The sequence below is a fragment of the Rhizobium sp. USDA 3886 genome (assembly GCF_056279785.1).
The window spans coordinates 1,649,770-1,669,078 of sequence record NZ_JBWCDC010000003.1 but is presented as its reverse complement, the minus strand read 5'-3'; the positions used below and the strand labels follow the sequence as shown (position 1 = coordinate 1,669,078).

The following is a 19,309-nucleotide window of genomic DNA, read 5'->3' as shown; positions in this document are numbered from 1 at the left end:
GGTGTCATTTCGCGCAGTACCGGAACCGGCCCCTGAGTGTAAGAGCGATGTTGCAGGGTTTGCCGCCCGTGTTTAAGACAGTCCGGCAATTCTACCATTCGGGGTCGTCATCATGTTCGATATTTTATGGCGCGGCGTAGCAATGGGGATCGGCGCGACGATCCTCATGGATATTTGGGCAATCGTCCTTTTCCGGGCCTTCGGTCAGGCGCCTGCCAACTGGGCGCCTGTCGGACGGTGGTTCTGGCACCTCGGGCGCGGCAAGGTTTTTCACGACAATATTGCCGATGCCGAGCCCTATAGGAACGAACTGGCGCTGGGCTGGATCGGGCATTATGCAACCGGCATCATCTATGGCCTTGTTCTTGCGGTTCTCATGGGGCCATCCTGGCTGACAGCGCCAACTTTCATCCCCGCTTGGATCCTCGGTATTGTGACCGTCGGGGCCGGCTGGTTTCTGCTGCAGCCGGGGCTCGGCATCGGCTGGGCCGCGTCGAAGACGCTAAACCCGAACAAGGTACGTGCACTCAATCTGATCGCGCATACCGTTTTCGCGATCGGGCTTTTCGGCACCGCGCTCCTGATCCGTTAAAAGCGGCGCAAACCCCGCAAGGAGGCTCAGTGAAGGATATTTACGTCATCGGCATCGGCACCGGAAACCCGGAACATATGACCATTCAGGCGATCAACGCCATGAACGCTGCCGATCACATCTTTATCCCCACAAAGGGCGCACAGAAAGAAGAGCTTGCAGATGTACGCCGCGAAATCTGTGCGCGATATCTCAAGAAGGCGGACAGCAAGATCATCGAATTCGCCGTGCCTCGTCGCGAGACGAAGGAGCGCAATTATGGGCAGAGCGTCGATGAGTGGCATGAGACAATCGCTGCAACCTATCGTCAGTTGGTCGGCGATCTGCCGGAAAACGGCACAGCCGCCTTTCTCGTATGGGGCGATCCGAGCCTCTACGACAGCACGTTGCGCATCCTGGAGCGGGTGCGGGATAAAGTGGAATTTGAGATCACCGTCATCCCGGGTATTACCAGCATTCAAGCGCTCGCCGCGAGCCACCGCATCCCCGTCAATCTCGTCGGCAAGCCAGTGGAAATTACGACCGGCCGTAGGCTTGCCGAAGAGGGGCTCAAGACGGAAAGTACGGTTGTAATGCTCGATGGCATCCAGGCGTTTACGACGGTCGATGATCCGGACGCGGAAATCTTCTGGGGAGCCTATCTTGGCACGGAAGACGAAATTGTCCGTGCCGGGCGCCTCGGCGATGTCGCCGATGATATCGTCAGGGCACGCGCTGAAGCGCGCGAACGGCATGGTTGGATCATGGACATCTACCTATTGCGCAAAGGCTGCAACGTTAAGAACTAGTCGCGGCGCTTTGCCGGGGGGCCGTCCCGTAAAGGCAGGAACGAAAGGACGAGCCAATGGGATTTGCCGGCGAAAGAAAGATCGACAGGGAAGCGCGCGTCGTTGCCGCGCAAGAATCGCGCCGCGGCGCCTGTCCGACGCTTGCCGCACCCATGGCGACCGGCGACGGCCTGCTCGTGCGGTTGCGGCCGACCGGCGGCGCGCTGTCGCCTGGGCAATTCAAGATGCTTGCAGCCTCCGCAGCGGTAAACGGCAACGGTCTTCTGGAAATTTCCGCGCGCGGAAGTCTGCAAGTCCGCGGTCTGCGGCCGGAAACTGTCGATCGGCTTGCTGCTGATGTCGATGCGGCAGGAATTCTTGTTCCGGCAGGTCCGTCGATCGAGCTTTCGCCGCTACATGGCATCGACCCGCGCGAGATAGGAAATCCCGCCGCCATCGAAGCGCGGCTGCGTGATGAGCTAAGGATTGCGCTGTCTTCACCACTTCTGGCCCCGAAGCTCTCCATCATCGTCGACGGTGGAGGACGTTTCGGTCTATCTGGTCTTTCAGCCGATATCCGCGTTGCCGCTCTGGGCGAAGGCCGCTGGCGGGTTGCGATAGACGGCGATGGTAAAACGGCCGTGCCTGTTTGCAGCGGCTCGGCGGATGACGCCGTCCGGACGGTCGGGCAATTGCTGGCGATGCTCGTGAGGATCGGCATGCATTCTCGAGCGCGCGACATCGGACCGACTGCCTTGCGCGACATGTTTCCGGCAATGGAGTCGCAATTTGTCACCGCGCCTCATTCAGAAACGTCAAGGCCCGGAGTTCATCAGCTTGCCGATCGCAGCATTGTCCTTGGTCTCAGGCCGCATTTCGGCCAGATGAATGCAAGCGACCTGTCGACATTTCTGGGAGAGGCCGAGCGCTTCGGGCCAGCAGAAATTCGGCTGGCGCCGGGCCGACTATTTTATGTGGCCGGTTTGAACCCACAAAGTGCAGAGCGGTTGCAAGAGGCGGCAACGGATCTTGGCTTTAGCTCCGATCCAAACGGTTCGTTTGCAAATATTGCGGCTTGCGCTGGCGCGGGGGCCTGCGCCTCGGGTTTTTATGAAACGAAGGTGCGGGCAGAGCATCTGCTGCAGCATGCACCGGCTCTTTTCGACGGATCGCTCGCGGTTCACCTTTCCGGCTGTGCCAAGGGATGTGCTCATCCGCGGCAAGCTCTCACAATCATTGGGATGCCGGGCGGTTATGGTATTGTGTTGAACGGACGGGCGGGCGACATGCCGGATGTAACGATTGCTGGCAGCGAGATCGATTCCGCTATAGAGAAGCTCGCCCGGCTTATCGGGAAGAACAAGAGCCCTTGCGAATCGGCGGCTGCCTGCCTGACGCGGCTCGGCCCCCAGGCGATCGCCAACGCGCTGAAACAGGAATAGGGATGCCAGATTACGATTATATCCGCAGCGGCGAGGCGATCTACGAACGCTCCTTTGCAATCATCCGCAGCGAAGCCGATCTTTCGCGCTTTTCACCGGAAGAGACCGAGATTGCCGTGCGCATGATCCATGCCTGCGGGCTGGTCGAAGCCGCCGCGCATTTCGACTTCTCGCCGGATTTCGTGATCGCGGCGCGTGGCGCGCTCAAGAAGGGTGCTCCGATTTTCTGCGACGCCGAAATGGTCGCCCATGGCATTACGCGGGCCAGGCTGCCGGCCGAAAACGGCGTGATCTGCACGCTGCGCGACCCCCGCACCCCGGAACTGGCTGTAGCAAGCCGCAACACGCGCTCGGCGGCGGCCATCGGGCTTTGGCTCGATCGCCTGGCGGGCAGCGTCGTCGCGATAGGCAATGCCCCGACGGCACTCTTCCATCTTCTCGAACTGCTGCGTGGCGGCGCGCCGAAGCCTGCTGCGATCATCGGCATGCCGGTCGGCTTCGTCGGTGCTGCCGAATCCAAGGATGCGTTGGCGGAAAATTCCTATGGCGTGCCCTTCGCGATCGTTCGGGGCCGCCTGGGTGGCAGTGCGATGACGGCAGCCGCAATCAACGCGCTGGCGAGGTCCGGACTATGACCAGGCCCGGCCGTCTCATCGGCGTCGGCACGGGGCCAGGCGACCCGGATCTGCTGACCATCAAGGCAATCAAGGCGATCGAAGCCGCGGACGTCATTGCCTATTTCGCCAAACAGGGCAGGGCGGGCAACGGCCGGGCTGTCGTGCAGCACCTGATCGGACCCGAAGCCGAACTGCTGCCGCTCTATTATCCGGTGACCACCGAAATCGAAAAGAGCGAAGCGCTCTATCAAAGCCAGATCACGGCTTTCTACGATAGTTCTGCAGCCGTGGTCGCAGCATGCCTCGATGCGGGAAAAACGGTCGCGGTCCTCAGCGAAGGCGATCCGATGTTCTACGGATCCTACATGCACTTGCATGTGCGCCTTGCCGATCGCTTCCCGGTCGAGGTGATCCCGGGCATCAGCGCCATGTCCGGCTGCTGGTCGCTTGCCGGCATGCCGATCGTCCAGGGCGACGACGTGCTTTCCGTGCTGCCGGGCACGATGACGGAAGCAGAATTGACGCGACGGCTGGGCGATACCCAGGCAGCCGTCATCATGAAGGTCGGCCGCAATCTTGCGAAGATCCGCCGCGCGCTTGAAGCTGCGGGGCGGCTCGGCGAAGCAGTCTATGTCGAGCGCGGCACGATGGCGAATTCCGCGATGCTGAAGCTTGCAGAACGGCCGGACGGCGACGCGCCGTATTTCTCGCTGGTGCTTGTGCCCGGCTGGGAGGCGAACCGATGAGTGGAATCCTGTTTGTCATTGGCACCGGCCCTGGCAACCCTGATCAGATGACGCCGGAAGCGCATTCGGCGGTTTCGGCATCGACCGATTTCTTCGGCTATGGTCCCTATCTCGACCGGCTGCAGTTCAGCGCCCATCAAAAACGTCATCCCTCTGACAATCGCGAGGAGATGAGACGGGCAGGGGACGCTTTGACGATGGCGGCAGGCGGCCGCAAGGTCTGTATCGTCTCCGGCGGCGATCCCGGCGTTTTCGCCATGGCCGCGGCCGTCTGCGAAGCAATCGATACGGGTCCGGCGGAATGGCGATCTGTCGAGCTGGTGGTGGTGCCGGGCATTACCGCAATGCTTGCGGTTGCAGCCCGCGTCGGCGCCCCGCTCGGGCACGATTTCTGCGCGATTTCGCTTTCGGATAACCTGAAGTCCTGGGATATCATCGAAAAACGCCTGGCATTGGCTGCAAAGGCGGGCTTCGTGATTGCCCTTTACAACCCGATCAGCAAGGCGCGGCCCTGGCAGCTCGGCAAGGCCTTCGAGGTGCTGCGCGCGCATCTGCCGCGGCAGACACCGGTGATCTTCGGCCGCGCAGCCGGACGTCCCGATGAACGGATCATCATTCAGCCGCTCGGCGACGCCCACGCCTCCGTTGCGGATATGGCGACCTGCATCATCATCGGCTCGCCGGAAACGCGGATCATTTCCGGCGGTGGCAAGCCGGAACTTGTCTACACGCCCCGTTCCATGGCAGGAGGAAACAGGTGATCGATCGCGCGGAGCGCTTCCTCGATGGTTTCGACCGCTCTCATGGCAGGCGCGGGCGCACGGGCGATCATGAAGACTTCGATGCCGAGATGGCGTGCTGCCTCGATTTTCGCATAGGTCGCCGCACCGCCGCTATTCTTGGCAACGACCGCATCGATGCGGTGGGACGCAAGGAGGGCGATCTCGCGGTCGACATCGAAAGGGCCGCGATCGAGAACGTATTCCACGTTCGGAATATTGAGCGGCGGATTGACGGGATCGACGCTGCGAACAAGATAGAAATGATGCGCCGCCGCCTCTGCAGAGTGCGCCTCCTGGCGTCCGGTCGCCAGGAAGACGCGGCGAGCGTCAGGGCCAAGCGCAGCAATCGCCTGCTGAATGTTTCTAGTCGCGATCCATTGATCACCCGGTTGCTGCACCCATTCGGGCCGGCGAAGGGCAAGCGCCGCAATTCCGCAGAGACGTGCAGCGCCGTCGGCGTTGGCGGAGATGCGGGCGGCAAAGGGATGTGTCGCATCGACGAGAAGGTCAAAGCCTCCATCGCGCAGGAAAGACGCGAGGCCGTCGGCTCCGCCGAAACCGCCAATGCGAACAGGAACAGGTTGATTGGACGGTTTTTCTGTGCGACCGGCAAGAGACAGCAGGATGTCAAAACCGGCCTTCTTGGAGAGCGCCTGCGCCAAAGCACGCGCTTCGGTCGTTCCGCCCAATATCAGTCCGCGGATTTTTGCCATGTCTGATATGCCTAGTCACACCACGAAACCCTGGCTAGTCATTATCGGTATCGGCGAGGATGGTCCAGAAGGACTTGGCGAGCAGGCCAAGCGGCTGATTTCTGCGGCACCTGCCGTCTTCGGAGGCGAACGGCATCATGCATTGATGGACAGTCTGATTACAGGCGAGCGGCTTGTCTGGCAAAGCCCCTTCGAAAAGTCGATCAATGCAATCCTTAGCCGGCGGGGCTCACCGGTCGTCGTGCTGGCTTCCGGTGACCCCTTTCTTTATGGTATCGGCGCGACACTCTCGCGGCACGTGAACGCCGATGAGATGCGCGCCATTCCAGCTCCATCGGCCTTCAGCATGGCCGCGTCGCGCCTCGGCTGGCCTTTGCAGGAAACTGCCTGCCTCTCGCTTCATGGCCGTTCCATCGATCTCGTCCGCCCGCATCTGCATTCCGGGCGGCGCATCATTGCACTGACCTCCGACGCGAAGGGGCCGGGGGAACTGGCAGCGCTGCTGTCAAACAGCGGCTTCGGCCATTCTCGCATGATTGTTCTGGAGGCGCTTGGCGGCGCCCGCGAGCGTATCCTCAGTACCTCCGCAGACGATTTCCGGCTTTCCGATATAGATCCTCTCAATGTCTGCGGTGTCGAGGTCAAGGCAGGTAAAGGGGCTCGCATCCTGCCTTTTGCCGCCGGCCTGGACGACGAACTCTTTGAACATGACGGGCAGATCACCAAGCGTGAAGTCCGCGCTCTGACGCAGTCTGCGCTTGCGCCGCGCCACGGGGAACTGCTGTGGGATATCGGAGCCGGCTCGGGTTCGATCGGCATCGAGTGGATGCTCAGCGATCCGTCGCTGAAGGCAGTCGCCATCGAGCAATCACGCGAGCGCGCGGAAAGGATCGCCCGCAATGCTTTTGCTTTCGGCGTGCCGGGGCTTGCCGTTGTCGAAGGAACAGCACCTGCGGCATTGGGCGGATTGCCGGTACCGGACGCCATCTTTGTCGGCGGAGGCGGCAGCGAGCCGGGCGTCATGGACGCAGCAATCGCCTCGCTCAGAAGCGGCGGACGCCTCGTCGCCAACGCGGTGACACTGGAAATGGAGGCCGTGCTGCTTACCGAACAGGCAAGGCGCGGCGGTCTTTTGACAAGGATCGAGATTTCCCGCGCCGGTCCCCTCGGCGCAATGAGCGGCTGGCGCCCGGCAATGCCCGTGGTGCAATGGCGCTGGATCAAGGATTGAAGGATGACGGTTCACTTTATCGGAGCAGGCCCGGGTGCGGCCGATCTCATCACCGTTCGCGGGCGCGATCTCATCACCAGATGCCCGGTCTGCCTCTATGCCGGATCGATCGTATCCCCGGAACTGCTGCAATACTGCCCGCCGGATGCGCGCATCATCGATACCGCGCCGATGTCGCTCGATGAGATCGAGGCGGAGTATCTGCGTGCCGCCAAGGCCGGTGAGGACGTGGCGCGCCTGCATTCCGGCGATCTTTCAGTCTGGAGCGCCGTTGCCGAGCAGACAAGACGCCTCGAAAAACTGGGCATCGCCTACACGATGACGCCGGGCGTTCCGGCCTTTGCCGCGGCCGCCTCCGCACTTGGCCGCGAACTGACGATTCCGGCTGTTGCCCAGAGCCTGGTGCTGACCCGCGTCTCAGGCCGCGCCTCGCCGATGCCGAATGAGGAAACACTTGCTAAATTCGGTGCGACGGGCTCGACGCTTGCGATCCATCTGGCAATTCATGCGCTCAGGCAAGTCGTCGAGGAACTGACGCCGCTTTACGGCGCCGATTGCCCTGTTGCCATAGTCGTCAAGGCCTCCTGGCCTGACGAACGTATCCTGCACGGCACGCTTGCTGATATCGAGGCGAGGGTCGCTCTCGAACCGATTGAACGCACGGCGATCATCTTCGTCGGTCCGACGCTTTCTGCCAGCGATTTTCGCGAAAGCGCGCTTTACGACCCCGCCTATCAGCGGCGGTTCAGGGGCAGAGAATAGCGAGCCGGAACGCCGGCTCGTCATCAACGCTCAGAGCGCTGCCGACAGATAGTTCATGCTTGCCTTCAAGGCTGCCGCAGGATCTGTCAAACCATGCACTTCGTCTGCAAAGGGCTCGAAGGAGAAGCGACCCTTGTAGCCTGCCTGCAAGAGCGTGCGCATCTGCCCGGCGTTGTCGAGACGGTCGGAGGCGTCGACGAGAACGCGGTGCGGATCGCGCATGTCGCTGACGGAAACGTCCGGATCGCTGACGCCGGAGATATGGACGAGGCCGGTCAGATGCGGGAAGATCAGTTCCTCGCCGGCTAAGTGATGATGGAACGTGTCGTGGACGAGCTTGAACGTCGATTGCGCCGAAAGCGCCTCGATCGCATCGGCTGCCTCTGTTTTGGAGCGCAGCGAGCAGATTTCAAAACCAAGCGGCTCGACGAGGCCGATGATGCCGGCGGCCTCCAGCATCGGTTTTAGCGCTTGCAGCGCTTGGCGCAGATTGGCCTGACGCGCACCATCTTCGCGGCCGGTGCCGTCATTCTTGGGTACAAGCACAAGCGCTTCGGCCCCGCAGGCGGCTGCATAACCGATCAGTTCCGCAGCTTCGTGCGCGCGCGTCTCGTTCCATTCGTTGAAACGCTGCAGCGCGTTGATGGAGATGATCGAAAGCCCATGATTGGCCGCCGCCTGCTTGATCTCTTCCGGTTTGGTGCCGTCGAGAATGGCGTTGCCGGACAGATCGTTGCGGATTTCGACGGCATCGATGCGGAGCTGCTTTGCGAGCGCGAAAAATTCGCCGATCTTCAGCGCGGGCGCCGACATATGGTTCAGCGCAAAGGGGATGGATGTCATTTCAGTCTCTCCTCCCAAGGCATCAATTGATGAGCCTATATGGTTTCGTCAGGGCAATCTCTAATGGAAATCCTGGAGCAAGCCACGCCATATCGGGCCTGTTACTCCTTCATTTATGCAAGAATTTCCAAAGGAATGATGGAATTCCATCATTCTTCAGATATTTTCTGAAATGTAGATTTCGAGGGGCAAAAAGATTTGGCCGGGAACGGCAGCCTCGCCGTTTTCGACGGCGGTCGTCATCAATGTCATCATCTCCTTGCACAAGGCGGGCAGTGGCGTTGAGATCGCCATCGTGACGACATCATCGGCGAGCCCTGCCTTGCTTTCCGGCGTCAGCTCGTTGACGATCAGCACGATCTTACCGACGAGCCCTTCCTCGCGGATTGCCGAAATAGCACCTTCCATCCCGCCGCCGCAGACATAAAGCCCGACGAGGTCCGGGTGTTTTTGCAGAAGCGTCAGAGTCGCCTCATGGGTTATTTCCGAAGTCTCGAGATTAATAAGCGTCTCGACCACCTCGAATTCCGGCGCATTCTCGCGAAGATAGGATCGGAAGCCCATTTCCCGCAGTTCATGACCGTGAAAGCGATGGCTGCCGACGAAGCAGGCAACCTTTCCGGGGTGCGGCGCTGTTTTGGCGATTGCCCATGCAGCGGTCCGGCCCACCTTGCTGTTGTCGAGCCCGATATAGCCTTCGCGCACGCCGGCGGCAAAATCTGAAAGAAGGGAGAAGACCGGTACTCCCTTCTCTTTGAGTTCTTCGATTGCGGCTGCCACAGCGGGATGATCCGGACCGACAAGGGCAATGGCCTGACTGCGCGCTGCAAGCGCCTTTATCTTTTCCGTGATCGCGGCGGGCGTGGACGCCGCGGGAAAATCGATCTGCGTCTGAATGCGCGCCGTCGTCACCCCGCGTGCTGCAGTTTCGATCTCTCTTGCAAAATTCTGATAGAAGGATTGCATCGGCTTCTGCAGTAGAAAAGCCAGTTTGTATTGCGGCAGATCCTCGAAGACGCGCTGACGGATGAGTCCGAGCGCGTGATAGCCGATCGATTCCGCCGCATCATAGACACGTCTTGCCGTTTCCTCACGCACACGATGGCGACCGTTCAGCACGCGGTCGACAGTCGCAACGCTGACGCCGGAGGCGCGGGCGAGATCGGAGATGGTCGGTCGGCGCATGCGCTTAATCCTGATGGAATTCCATCACGAATGCAATTCACTCATGATGTTCTTTGATAGATTATATCAAGCCTGCATTGAGTGCTTTTCAAAGTCAACTTATTCTCGTCCATCAGCGATGGGTGCGGAGGCCCGGGAGGAAAGCATGACGATGAAGGCGACGAAGCGCGATTACAGCCTGCTCGGTGAAAGCGGCCGCACCGCTGTTGAGATCGGGTTGGCTGCAGCCGAGTGGTATCACACCGAAATTCCGCGCAAAGACATGAAGGCGCTGATGCAGCGTTCCGATGCGCCGGCAATTCGCGACACGGCGATCTGGCTCGGCGCCATGGCGGCCTTTGCCGGGCTTGGTATCTATTTCTGGGGCTCGTGGCTTTGTGTGCCGTTCCTCCTTGCTTACGGCGTGCTCTACGGCTCGGCATCCGATAGCCGCTGGCATGAGTGCGGGCATGGCACCGCCTTCAAGACCCGCTGGATGAATGATGCCGTCTATCAGATCGCCTGCTTCATGATCATGCGCAATCCGGTAACCTGGCGCTGGAGCCACACCCGCCATCATACTGATACGGTCATCGTCGGCCGCGATCCGGAAATTGCCGTCATGCGCCCGCCGGATCTTATGCGGCTGATCCTTAATTTCTTTGGCCTTCTCGACGTTTGGCATGCCGTGGTCGATATGATCCGCAACGCTTTTGGCGTGATCAGCGCCGAGGAAAAGACGTTCATTCCGGAGATGGAACAGCCGAAGGCGATCCGTATTGCCCGTATCTGGCTGGCGATCTACGGCGCAACCGTCGCGCTTGCGATCACTTTGGGTTCGTTCCTGCCGCTGGTGCTGATTGGCCTGCCTCGGCTTTACGGCGCCTGGCACCATGTGCTGACCGGCCTGCTGCAGCATGGCGGTCTTGCAGACAATGTCATCGACCATCGGCTGAACAGCCGCACGGTCTACATGAATCCCATCAGCCGCTTCATCTACTGGAACATGAACTATCATGTCGAGCATCACATGTTCCCGATGGTTCCCTACCATGCGCTGCCGCAGCTGCATGCGATGATCAAGCACGACCTGCCGGCGCCAAGCCCGTCGATCTGGTCGGGTTATCGCGAAATGGCCCCGGCCTTTGTGCGCCAATTGCGCAATGAGGACTATTTCCTGAAGCGTGAGCTGCCGCCGACGGCGCGGCCCTATCGCGAGGAATTTCACAACGAGCTCGCGCCTGCTGCGCAATGAGACCAGCCCTCTGGGAGGATGAAAATGAGCGGAAACTGGATCGAAGTCTGCGCCACTGGCGATATCGACGAGGAGGATGTCATGCGTTTCGACCATGACGGCAAGACCTTTGCCGTCTATCGCAGTCCCGACGACGAGTTCTTCGCAACCGATGGCCTCTGCACACACGAGCACATCCATCTTGCCGATGGATTGGTGATGGACGAGATCATCGAATGTCCAAAGCACAACGGGCGCTTCAACTACAAGACGGGCGAGGCCAAGGGTGCGCCGGTCTGCGTCAACCTAAGTACCTACCCCGTCAAGGTCGAAGGCGGCACCGTCTTTATTTCCATCTAGGGGGTGCGCCGTGGCTCACTATGTCATCATCGGAGCAGGCGAATGCGGCACTCGTGCAGCCTTTGCGCTGCGCGAGAAGGGTTTTGGCGGTGAAGTCACGCTGATCGGCAGCGAGCCGGTTGCGCCTTACGAAAGGCCGCCGCTTTCCAAGGCGGGCCTTGCCGGGGCGCCTCAACCGAAATTCATCGCCGCGCCGGAGAGATATGCCGAAAGCGGCATCCATCTGCGGACGGACGCTCCGGCGATCAATCTCGACGTGAGGAACAAGAGAGTCACGCTCGCCGATGGCGCGATCATCGCCTACGACAAGCTGTTGCTGGCGACCGGCGCAAGAGCGCGACCCTTTCCCGGGATGCCGGAAAGCAGCGCCTGTATCCGTTCGCTGAGAACGCATCACGATGCGATGGCATTGCGTCATGTGCTGAAGCCAGGCAGGCACATTGCAATCATTGGCGGCGGCTTCATCGGGCTTGAGGTCGCTGCGACAGCTAGAAAGCTTGGAGCGGATGTTACCGTTCTCGAGGGCCTGGAGCGCATATTGACACGCGGCGTGCCGGAGGTGATCGCCGATGCGGTCTGTGCGCGGCATCGCGTCGAAGGTGTGCGCATTCGCTGCGGCGTCTCCATCGAGTCACTGAATGAAGCCGACGAAAAGGCGGTGATCACGCTTGCTGCCGGCGACGTGGTCGAGGCCGATCTTGTCCTTATGGGGATCGGTGCAAGACCAAATGTCGACCTGGCGGAAAAGGCGGGGATTGCGATCGAAAACGGGATTGCTGTCGACGCCCATCTGCAGACCTCGGCGCTGGATGTCTTTGCCGCGGGCGACTGCTGCTCGTTCCCCCTTGATATTTACGGCGGCAAACGCGTACGGCTCGAATCCTGGCGCAACGCGCAGGAGCAAGGCAACCTTGCTGCCGCCAATATGCTCGGCACCGGTGAAGCCGTGTCGGCTGTTCCATGGTTCTGGTCCGATCAATACGACATGACCTTGCAAATCGCCGGACTTGCCGAGGGCGCAGTCACTCATCTTCGGCGCGACCTCGGGGACGGAGCTTTCATCCTCTTCCATCTGGATGAGACAGGGCGGCTGATTGCGGCAAGCGGTATCGGGCCGGGCAATGCCGTTGCCCGCGATATCCGGCTTGCGGAAATGCTGATTGCCGCGCGGGCATGTCCCGATCCAGCAGCGCTCACCACAAGTCATGTGAAACTCAAATCCCTTCTCGCCGCCTGACGGCCGCCGATCTTTTCAGAGGAAACGCCATGAAAAAACATAACCGGCCGACCGTTGCTGATCTGCTTTCGATGAAAGGCAAGCGGCAGTTGACCATGCTTCGCGTGACGACGCTCGAGGAGGCAGAGGCTGCCGAAAAGGCGAAGATCGACATCATCTCCGTACCGCCGGCACTGCTCGGTCCGCTCTTTCGTGAGGCGGCCCCAAGTTCTTTTGCCATACCGGGGCTCGAATATGGCGACTATGTTTCAGCCGAGGAATATTTGCGCGAGGCCTTCAAGGCGTTGAAGGCGGGCGGCGACGCCGTCTATTGCGCGGCCAGCTTGCAGACGATCCGGCGGATGCGCGACGAGGGCATTCCGGTCTGCGGCCATGTTGGGCTGATCCCGTCGAAGGCGACCTGGACCGGCGGCTTCCGCGCCGTCGGCAAGACAGCCGCAAGCGCGTTTGAAATCTGGCGGCAGACGAAAGCGTTGGAAGAGGCCGGCGCCTTTGCCGCCGAAATCGAGGTGGTACCTGGCGATGTCGCCAAGGTGATCAACCAGAACACCTCCATGCTGATGATTTCCATGGGCGCGGGCAGCGGCTGCGATGCGCAGTATCTTTTCGCCGACGACGTGCTTGGCGCAAACCGCAACCACTACCCACGCCACGCCAAGGTTTATCGCAATTTCGCCGCCGAAAATGACCGGCTGCAGCGCGAGCGGATCGCAGCCTTCACCGAGTTCGCCGAAGATGTCAAAAGTGGCACCTATCCGGAAAAGCGCCACCTCGTCGGCATCGACGACGAGGAACTGAAAATGTTCCTGCATCGCCTGCGCAGCGAATTGAAGGGCGCGTGATTGCCCTTAGCCATGCGCGAACTGGGCCACGAGCTCGTGCCTGTCGCCGGGATAGGTGAGTATTACATGGGTGATCTGCAGGCCGCTGTAATGGGTTGTACGCTCGACGACGAGGCAGGCACTCCCGGTTGGGATTGAGAGAGCGGAAGCGATTTTCGCTTTTGCGGCCTCTGCACGAATGCGGTGTTCTGCGGAGCTCCACGGCACCTTGCCAAGCAGCCACGTTCCGGGCGGTCCTTCTTCGAAAGTCTCCTTCGCCGCTTCGGGAACGGCGGCAAGATTGATCAGCCTCTCTTCGTGGCAGAAGGGCCGGTCGCCGGCGAAGTGATTGCACACGATTTCGAGCACCGAGGCGCCAGCTGCAAGGTCGAGCCTCGCATTGTCCTCGCGCCGCGCACGCCTGGGCTTGAGGCTGACGATCTCGTAGCGATAGGGGAGGCCGAGCGCTTGTACCTCGCGTCGCAGATCATGGATCTCCATGACGGCAAATTGGACATGCGGGAAGCTCACATGGGTCCCAGCCTTCCGCCGCCTCTCGATCAGCCCCCTCTTGACGAGATCCGTCAGCGCCTTGTTCACTGTCATGCGCGAGCAACCGTATTGCACAGTCAACTCGTGCTCGAAGGGAATGCGGTGGCCCGGCGGCCATTCGCCGGAGAGGATCCGCTTTTCGACATCGTTCAGGATGCGCAGGTGCAGCGGCATTTCCCCCACAGCCACTTCCTCCTATCCATGCGCCGCGGCGGCGATCGCCTCGCTTCGGATCTCCTCCGTCAGCTTCAGCCGGAGAGCCGAGAATTCGGAACTGGCCTTGATCGTGTAGTGGCGCGGATGGGGCAGATCGACCGGCGTGATCGACTTGATGCGGCCCGGCCGCGCCGTCATTGTGACGACGCGCGAGGCCATGAAGACGGCTTCCTCGATATCGTGCGTCACGAAGATGACCGTCTTCTGCTCACGCTCCCAGATACCAAGCAGCAGCTCCTGCATCAGGCCGCGCGTCTGATTGTCGAGCGCGCCGAAGGGTTCGTCGAGCAGCAGGATTTTCGGATTGTTGGCAAGCGCCCGAGCGATTGCCGTGCGCTGCTGCATGCCGCCGGACAGCTGCTTCGGCCAATGATGCTCGAAGCCGCGAAGGCCGACCTTGTCGATGTAGCTGTCGACGATCTCCTTCTTTTCCGTCTCCGGAACGCCTTTCTCACGCAGGCCGAAGCCGACATTGTCGCGCACCGTCAGCCAGGGGAAAAGCGTGTAGGACTGGAACACCATGCCGCGATCGGCGCCTGGACCTTTGACTGCCTTGCCCTCAAGCGCGACGGTGCCGGCCGTCGGCCGGTCGAGACCGGCGATGATGCGCAAGAGCGTCGATTTTCCGCAGCCGGACGGTCCGAGGATGGTGACGAAGTCGTTGCGCGGAATACTAAGATCGGTCGGCTGCAACGCAAGCGTCGGCTGACCGCCGCGAACACCGGGAAAGGTGCGGCTGAGACCCTTTATGACGAGTTCGCTCATGCGAGCCTCCAGGCAAAAAGCCAGCGGTTCAGCCATTTGAAGGCGAAATCCGAGACAAGGCCGATCAGGCCGATAACGATGATGCCGAAGATGATTTGGCCGGTCGCAAGCAGCGCCTGGCTGTTGATGATCATGTAGCCAATGCCTGAGGAGGCGCCGATCAGTTCGGCGACAATGACATAAGTCCAGGCCCAGCCGAGCACGAGGCGCAGTGTTTCAGCAATGTCGGGTGCATTGGCGGGAATGAGCACGCGGCGGACAACGCCGCTGTCCTTGGCGCCGAGCGTATAGGCTGCTTCGACGAGATCGCGGCGGGTATTGGAAACCGAGACCGCCACCATCAGCACGATCTGGAACACGGCGCCGATGAAGATGACCAACAATTTCTGCGTCTCACCTATCCCGGCCCAGAGGATCAGCAACGGCACGAAAGCCGAGGCGGGCAGGTAGCGCGCGAAGGAGACGAAAGGTTCGAGCAGCGCCTCGACCGGTTTGTAGGCGCCCATGATGATGCCGAGCGGAACGGCTACGAGGGCTGACAGGATGAAGCCGCCCCCGACGCGCCAAATCGTCATGCCGATATCGAAGAGGAAGCCCTGGTTGACCAAAAGGTCGTAGCCGTCCTGCACCATGGTGATCGGATCGGCGAGGAAGGTTTTTGACACATAGCCGCCGAGCGTCGCATAGCCCCAGCCCGCGAAGAACAGCACGAAGAACAGCAGGCCGAACAGCGCCCGACTGCGGGCTCCGATGGGTTGAAGTGGATGCATGCCGCGCCCTTACTGAATAACGGGAGCGCCTGGGCCGTCCTGGCGCTCCCTTGAATGTCTGCGGATCACTTGATGAAGGATGGGTCGGCGAGAGTCGAAAGATCAGGCTTCACCTTAATGACGCCGGCCGAAAGCAGAAGATCGGCGGCTTCCTCGTTGAAGCTCTTGAACGTCGTTTCGAAGAACTTCTGTGCCGCGGCCTTGTCCTGCCATTCGAGATAGGCGGCAGAATCACCGAATGCCTTGCCGGACTGTTTCACGTCCTTGCCCATGATCTCATAGGACTTTTCCTTGTCCGTCTTAATCATCTCAAGCGCATCGTAGTAGCTCGCGGCAAGCGCCTTGGCGGCTTCCGGATTGTCCTTAAGGAAGGCAGTCGTGCAGCCGAAAGTATCCATGACGGCCGGATAATCGACCGTGGTCGCGATGATCTTGCCCTTGTCCGGAGCGGCGCGAACGCTTGAAAGATAGGGCTCGTAGGTGACGGCCGCATCGTTCTGGCCGGCAAGCAGCGCCTGTGCTGCCGGGCCTGGCTCCATGTTGACGATCGTCACGTCCTTCATGCTGAGGCCGTTCTTGGCAAGGATGAAGGCGAGCAGGAAATAGGGCGAGGTACCCGGCGCGGACGCAGCGACCGACTTGCCCTTGAGGTCGGAGACCTTTTCGATACCGGGTTTGGCGGCAATGCCGTCGGCGCCATGCGAGACATCAAGCTGGAAAATCTGCTGGGTTGCGACGCCGGCCGCGTTCCAGACGATCCAGGTTTCGACGGTGGTCGCCGCGCATTGGATGTCGCCAGATGCCAGCGCCAGATGACGGCTTGCCTGCGGGACCTTGACGATGTTGACGTCAAGACCGTGCTTCTTGAAGATGCCGGCCTCCTTGGCAAGCGTCAACGGCGCGAAACCGGTCCAACCGGAAATGCCGATGGAGACCTTTGTGTCGGCGGCGTGCGCCGCGCTGCCAGCGAGAAGGGCGGCTAGGGCCGCGGCAAAAATCGGTGCTTTTTTCATGTCTGAGTTCCCTGCTCTTTGTTTAGGCATGTAAGGAGTTTGCCTGTTTATTGGGACATACTAGGCACGCTGCTTTTCTTTTGTCTATACAAAATACGAGGAAATCACCTTGGCTTCAGATAGCCGTGATGCCAATGAGATAGCAGTGGGCGGCGCCGGCAAGTGTCAAAGCGGCGCCGCAATGAGCTTCGATCATCAAGACGTCGCCAGTTTCAAGCGAGCCGTGTTCTCCGGCCAATTCGAATGCTGCTTTCCCGTCGTGACACAGCACAAGCGATAGTGCAGCCGGTAGAGTGCCGCTCCAATTCAGGCCGATATAAAGCCGTTCGACCTTATGCACAAAGGCGTCTCGCCGCGTCATGACATTGAGGTCGGTGATCGGTCCCGCCTGTAACCGTGCCATGACGGCAATGTCAGCCGCAAAGGCGAACGGTTCGCTCTGTTGTGTCAATACGACCGGCTCATGGCCGTCGATCTCCAAGGACATTCCGTTACCGGCAAGGATTGAAACTGTGCGGTCAATACCGGGAAAGATCGAAAATGGTCCATCGGAAGCAACCGCAGCCATGCTGACCCGCCAGTCGAAATCGCCGAGGTCTGCACCTTGCGGCGAAACAGCGATCTCCACCGTCTCGCCGCCGCCGTTCTTCCACGGCATGCGCCGGTGCGTGTCAACGGTGAGAATGGTCGTACGCGGCATGGCTATGATCCGTTGTTGTAATAGAGGAGGGCGCTATGGCAACCGTAAACATACATGAGGCGAAAACGCACCTTTCGCGGCTGATCGAGAAGCGGCGAAGGGCGAACCCATTACCGTCTACTCGAAAACGGCTATTGCGAGCTTCCGATAGACAGCGAGCATGCGCTCGCCACCGCCGGCCTTCCATAAAGATCCTTTCGATCGTATCCTGATTGCTCAGTCGATTATTGAAGGTATCCGCTCATCACCGTCGACAAAATGTCTTGCGGTATCCAGCCTTCAAGGCGTTCTGGGGCACGTGCTTGGTTCAATTGTCCAAGATCGCCGGCAGCCTCAGCCCCTTCTCCTCGGCGCATTCGAGCGCGATGTCATAGCCCGCGTCTGCATGGCGCATGACGCCGGTTGCCGGGTCGTTCCAAAGCACACGCTCGACACGGCGCGCTGCATCATCGGTCCCGTCGCAGCAGATGACCATGCCGGAGTGCTGCGAAAAGCCCATGCCCACACCGCCACCGTGGTGCAGTGAAACCCAAGTTGCGCCGGAGGCAGTGTTCAAAAGAGCATTCAACAGCGGCCAGTCGGAGACGGCGTCGGAACCGTCTTTCATCGCTTCGGTCTCGCGGTTCGGCGATGCAACCGAGCCGGAGTCGAGGTGGTCGCGGCCGATGACGATCGGAGCCTTGAGTTCGCCGCTCTTCACCATTTCGTTGAAGGCAAGGCCGAGACGGTGCCGATCGCCCAGGCCGACCCAGCAGATGCGCGCCGGCAGGCCCTGGAAGGAGATGCGCTCGCGTGCCATGTCCAGCCAGTTGTGCAGGTGCTTGTTGTCCGGCAGCAGTTCCTTCACCTTGGCGTCGGTCCTGTAGATATCCTCCGGATCGCCGGAGAGTGCTGCCCAGCGGAAGGGGCCGATGCCGCGGCAGAAAAGCGGGCGGATATAGGCCGGCACGAAACCGGGGAAGGCAAAGGCGTTTTCGAGACCCTCGTCTTGGGCGACCTGGCGGATATTGTTGCCGTAGTCGAGCGTCGGAATGCCTGCATCCCAGAAGGCGATCATTGCTTCGACATGCTCGCGCATCGAGGCGCGCGCGGCCTTCTCGACCGCCTTCGGATCGCTTTCGCGCATCGCTTTCCATTGCGCGATCGTCCAGCCTTTCGGAAGATAGCCGTTGATCGGGTCATGTGCAGAGGTCTGGTCGGTGACGATATCCGGACGGATGCCGCGGCGGACCATTTCAGGCAGGATTTCAGCGGCGTTGCCGAGAAGGCCGACCGACTTGGCTTCGCCTGCCTTGGTCCAGCGGCCAATCATCTCGAGCGCTTCGTCCAGCGTTTCGGCCTTGGCATCGACATAGCGGGTGCGCAGGCGGAAATCGATTGAATCCGGATTGCACTCGACGGCAAGGCAGCAGGCGCCTGCCATAACGGCCGCCAGCGGCTGCGCGCCGCCCATGCCGCCAAGGCCGCCGGTCAAAATCCATTTACCCTTGAGGTTGCCGCCATAATGCTGGCGGCCCGCCTCGACGAAGGTCTCGTAAGTGCCCTGCACAATGCCCTGCGTGCCGATATAGATCCACGAACCGGCCGTCATCTGGCCGTACATCGCCAAGCCCTTCTTATCGAGCTCGTTGAAGTGGTCCCAGGTCGCCCAGTGCGGCACGAGGTTGGAATTGGCAATCAGAACGCGCGGCGCATCCTTATGCGTGCGGAAGACGCCGACCGGCTTTCCGGACTGCACCAGAAGCGTCTCTTCTTCGGTAAGCGTCTTCAAGGTCGCGACGATACGGTCGAAATCGTCCCAGGTGCGGGCGGCGCGGCCGATGCCGCCATAGACGACGAGTTCGTTCGGATTTTCGGCCACGTCCGGATCGAGGTTGTTCATCAGCATGCGAAGCGGCGCTTCAGTCATCCAGCTCTTGGCATTGAGTTCCAGCCCTCGAGGTGAACGGATTTCGCGGATGTTGTGACGGGGATTGCTCATC

Annotated in this window: 21 protein-coding genes; 12 read left to right on the top strand and 9 right to left on the bottom strand. The window is 60.6% G+C overall.

What is annotated here, in order from left to right:
• Positions 1-112 precede the first annotated feature (112 nt).
• From ACZ9BX_RS30900 to ACZ9BX_RS30875, 6 genes are read left to right on the top strand one after another with little or no spacing between them, the layout of a single operon-like run.
• Entirely contained in the window at positions 113-592 is a 480-nt protein-coding gene (locus ACZ9BX_RS30900; protein ID WP_476222086.1) for a DUF2938 domain-containing protein, read from the top strand.
• A gap of 29 nt (positions 593-621) precedes the next feature.
• Positions 622-1,380 (top strand): precorrin-6A synthase (deacetylating), encoded by a 759-nt coding sequence (gene cobF / locus ACZ9BX_RS30895; protein WP_476222084.1) that lies wholly within the window; start codon positions 622-624, stop codon positions 1,378-1,380.
• A 56-nt stretch (positions 1,381-1,436) separates the two neighbouring features.
• Positions 1,437-2,801 carry a precorrin-3B synthase gene (gene cobG, locus ACZ9BX_RS30890; RefSeq protein ID WP_476222083.1) on the top strand — a complete coding sequence of 455 codons (1,365 nt, stop codon included), beginning with the start codon at positions 1,437-1,439 and terminating at the stop codon, positions 2,799-2,801.
• A gap of 2 nt (positions 2,802-2,803) precedes the next feature.
• Positions 2,804-3,436 (top strand): precorrin-8X methylmutase, encoded by a 633-nt coding sequence (locus ACZ9BX_RS30885; RefSeq protein WP_476222081.1) that lies wholly within the window; start codon positions 2,804-2,806, stop codon positions 3,434-3,436.
• A complete protein-coding gene (locus ACZ9BX_RS30880; RefSeq protein WP_476222079.1) occupies positions 3,433-4,164 on the top strand; it encodes a precorrin-2 C(20)-methyltransferase in 732 nt (243 codons plus the stop codon). The genes ACZ9BX_RS30885 and ACZ9BX_RS30880 overlap by 4 nt, the downstream gene beginning before the upstream one ends.
• Positions 4,161-4,925: a precorrin-3B C(17)-methyltransferase gene (locus tag ACZ9BX_RS30875; RefSeq protein WP_476222077.1), complete on the top strand. Its 765-nt coding sequence runs from the start codon at positions 4,161-4,163 to the stop codon at positions 4,923-4,925. The genes ACZ9BX_RS30880 and ACZ9BX_RS30875 overlap by 4 nt, the downstream gene beginning before the upstream one ends.
• Here the strand turns inward: ACZ9BX_RS30875 and ACZ9BX_RS30870 are convergent.
• A complete protein-coding gene (locus tag ACZ9BX_RS30870) occupies positions 4,889-5,659 on the bottom strand; it encodes a cobalt-precorrin-6A reductase (protein ID WP_476222075.1) in 771 nt (256 codons plus the stop codon). The genes ACZ9BX_RS30875 and ACZ9BX_RS30870 overlap by 37 nt on opposite strands.
• Here ACZ9BX_RS30870 and cbiE point away from each other — a divergent pair.
• Together cbiE and cobM are read left to right on the top strand one after the other, a co-directional pair.
• Positions 5,658-6,890 carry a precorrin-6y C5,15-methyltransferase (decarboxylating) subunit CbiE gene (cbiE, locus tag ACZ9BX_RS30865; protein WP_476222074.1) on the top strand — a complete coding sequence of 411 codons (1,233 nt, stop codon included), beginning with the start codon at positions 5,658-5,660 and terminating at the stop codon, positions 6,888-6,890. The two genes, ACZ9BX_RS30870 and cbiE, sit on opposite strands and share 2 nt — an antisense overlap.
• 3 nt (positions 6,891-6,893) lie before the next feature.
• A complete protein-coding gene (cobM, locus tag ACZ9BX_RS30860) occupies positions 6,894-7,652 on the top strand; it encodes a precorrin-4 C(11)-methyltransferase (protein ID WP_132565722.1) in 759 nt (252 codons plus the stop codon).
• Between the two features lie 30 nt (positions 7,653-7,682).
• Here cobM and ACZ9BX_RS30855 read toward each other — a convergent pair whose 3' ends face one another.
• Positions 7,683-8,495 (bottom strand): TIM barrel protein, encoded by an 813-nt coding sequence (locus ACZ9BX_RS30855; RefSeq protein WP_476222071.1) that lies wholly within the window; start codon positions 8,493-8,495, stop codon positions 7,683-7,685.
• 156 nt (positions 8,496-8,651) lie between these two features.
• Entirely contained in the window at positions 8,652-9,680 is a 1,029-nt protein-coding gene (locus ACZ9BX_RS30850; RefSeq protein ID WP_476222070.1) for a LacI family DNA-binding transcriptional regulator, read from the bottom strand.
• A gap of 145 nt (positions 9,681-9,825) precedes the next feature.
• Between ACZ9BX_RS30850 and ACZ9BX_RS30845 the strand changes: the two genes are divergently transcribed.
• Genes ACZ9BX_RS30845 through ACZ9BX_RS30830 form a run of 4 tightly spaced genes read left to right on the top strand, consistent with a single transcriptional unit; the run spans position 9,826 to position 13,332 of the window.
• The gene (locus ACZ9BX_RS30845) at positions 9,826-10,914 is read left to right on the top strand and encodes a fatty acid desaturase family protein (RefSeq protein WP_476222068.1); all 1,089 of its coding nucleotides are present in this window, start codon (positions 9,826-9,828) and stop codon (positions 10,912-10,914) included.
• A 24-nt stretch (positions 10,915-10,938) separates the two neighbouring features.
• Complete coding sequence (locus tag ACZ9BX_RS30840; RefSeq protein WP_476222066.1) at positions 10,939-11,253, top strand: MocE family 2Fe-2S type ferredoxin; 315 nt, start codon at positions 10,939-10,941, stop codon at positions 11,251-11,253.
• 10 nt (positions 11,254-11,263) lie between these two features.
• Complete coding sequence (locus tag ACZ9BX_RS30835; protein WP_476222064.1) at positions 11,264-12,490, top strand: NAD(P)/FAD-dependent oxidoreductase; 1,227 nt, start codon at positions 11,264-11,266, stop codon at positions 12,488-12,490.
• A gap of 29 nt (positions 12,491-12,519) precedes the next feature.
• Complete coding sequence (locus tag ACZ9BX_RS30830) at positions 12,520-13,332, top strand: 3-methyl-2-oxobutanoate hydroxymethyltransferase (protein ID WP_476222063.1); 813 nt, start codon at positions 12,520-12,522, stop codon at positions 13,330-13,332.
• A gap of 6 nt (positions 13,333-13,338) precedes the next feature.
• On the opposite strand, the gene hutC is transcribed toward ACZ9BX_RS30830, so the two are convergent.
• From hutC to hutU, 6 genes are all read right to left on the bottom strand, one after another.
• Entirely contained in the window at positions 13,339-14,037 is a 699-nt protein-coding gene (gene hutC / locus ACZ9BX_RS30825) for a histidine utilization repressor (protein WP_476223093.1), read from the bottom strand.
• Between the two features lie 21 nt (positions 14,038-14,058).
• Positions 14,059-14,844: an ABC transporter ATP-binding protein gene (locus ACZ9BX_RS30820; RefSeq protein ID WP_476222061.1), complete on the bottom strand. Its 786-nt coding sequence runs from the start codon at positions 14,842-14,844 to the stop codon at positions 14,059-14,061.
• Positions 14,841-15,614: an ABC transporter permease gene (locus ACZ9BX_RS30815; protein ID WP_027509638.1), complete on the bottom strand. Its 774-nt coding sequence runs from the start codon at positions 15,612-15,614 to the stop codon at positions 14,841-14,843. The genes ACZ9BX_RS30820 and ACZ9BX_RS30815 overlap by 4 nt, the downstream gene beginning before the upstream one ends.
• 65 nt (positions 15,615-15,679) lie before the next feature.
• A complete protein-coding gene (locus ACZ9BX_RS30810; protein ID WP_132565696.1) occupies positions 15,680-16,627 on the bottom strand; it encodes an ABC transporter substrate-binding protein in 948 nt (315 codons plus the stop codon).
• Between the two features lie 115 nt (positions 16,628-16,742).
• Positions 16,743-17,327 (bottom strand): HutD/Ves family protein, encoded by a 585-nt coding sequence (locus ACZ9BX_RS30805; RefSeq protein WP_476222059.1) that lies wholly within the window; start codon positions 17,325-17,327, stop codon positions 16,743-16,745.
• 307 nt (positions 17,328-17,634) lie between these two features.
• The gene (hutU, locus tag ACZ9BX_RS30800) at positions 17,635-19,308 is read right to left on the bottom strand and encodes a urocanate hydratase (protein WP_476222057.1); all 1,674 of its coding nucleotides are present in this window, start codon (positions 19,306-19,308) and stop codon (positions 17,635-17,637) included.
• Position 19,309: the final 1 nt, after the last annotated feature.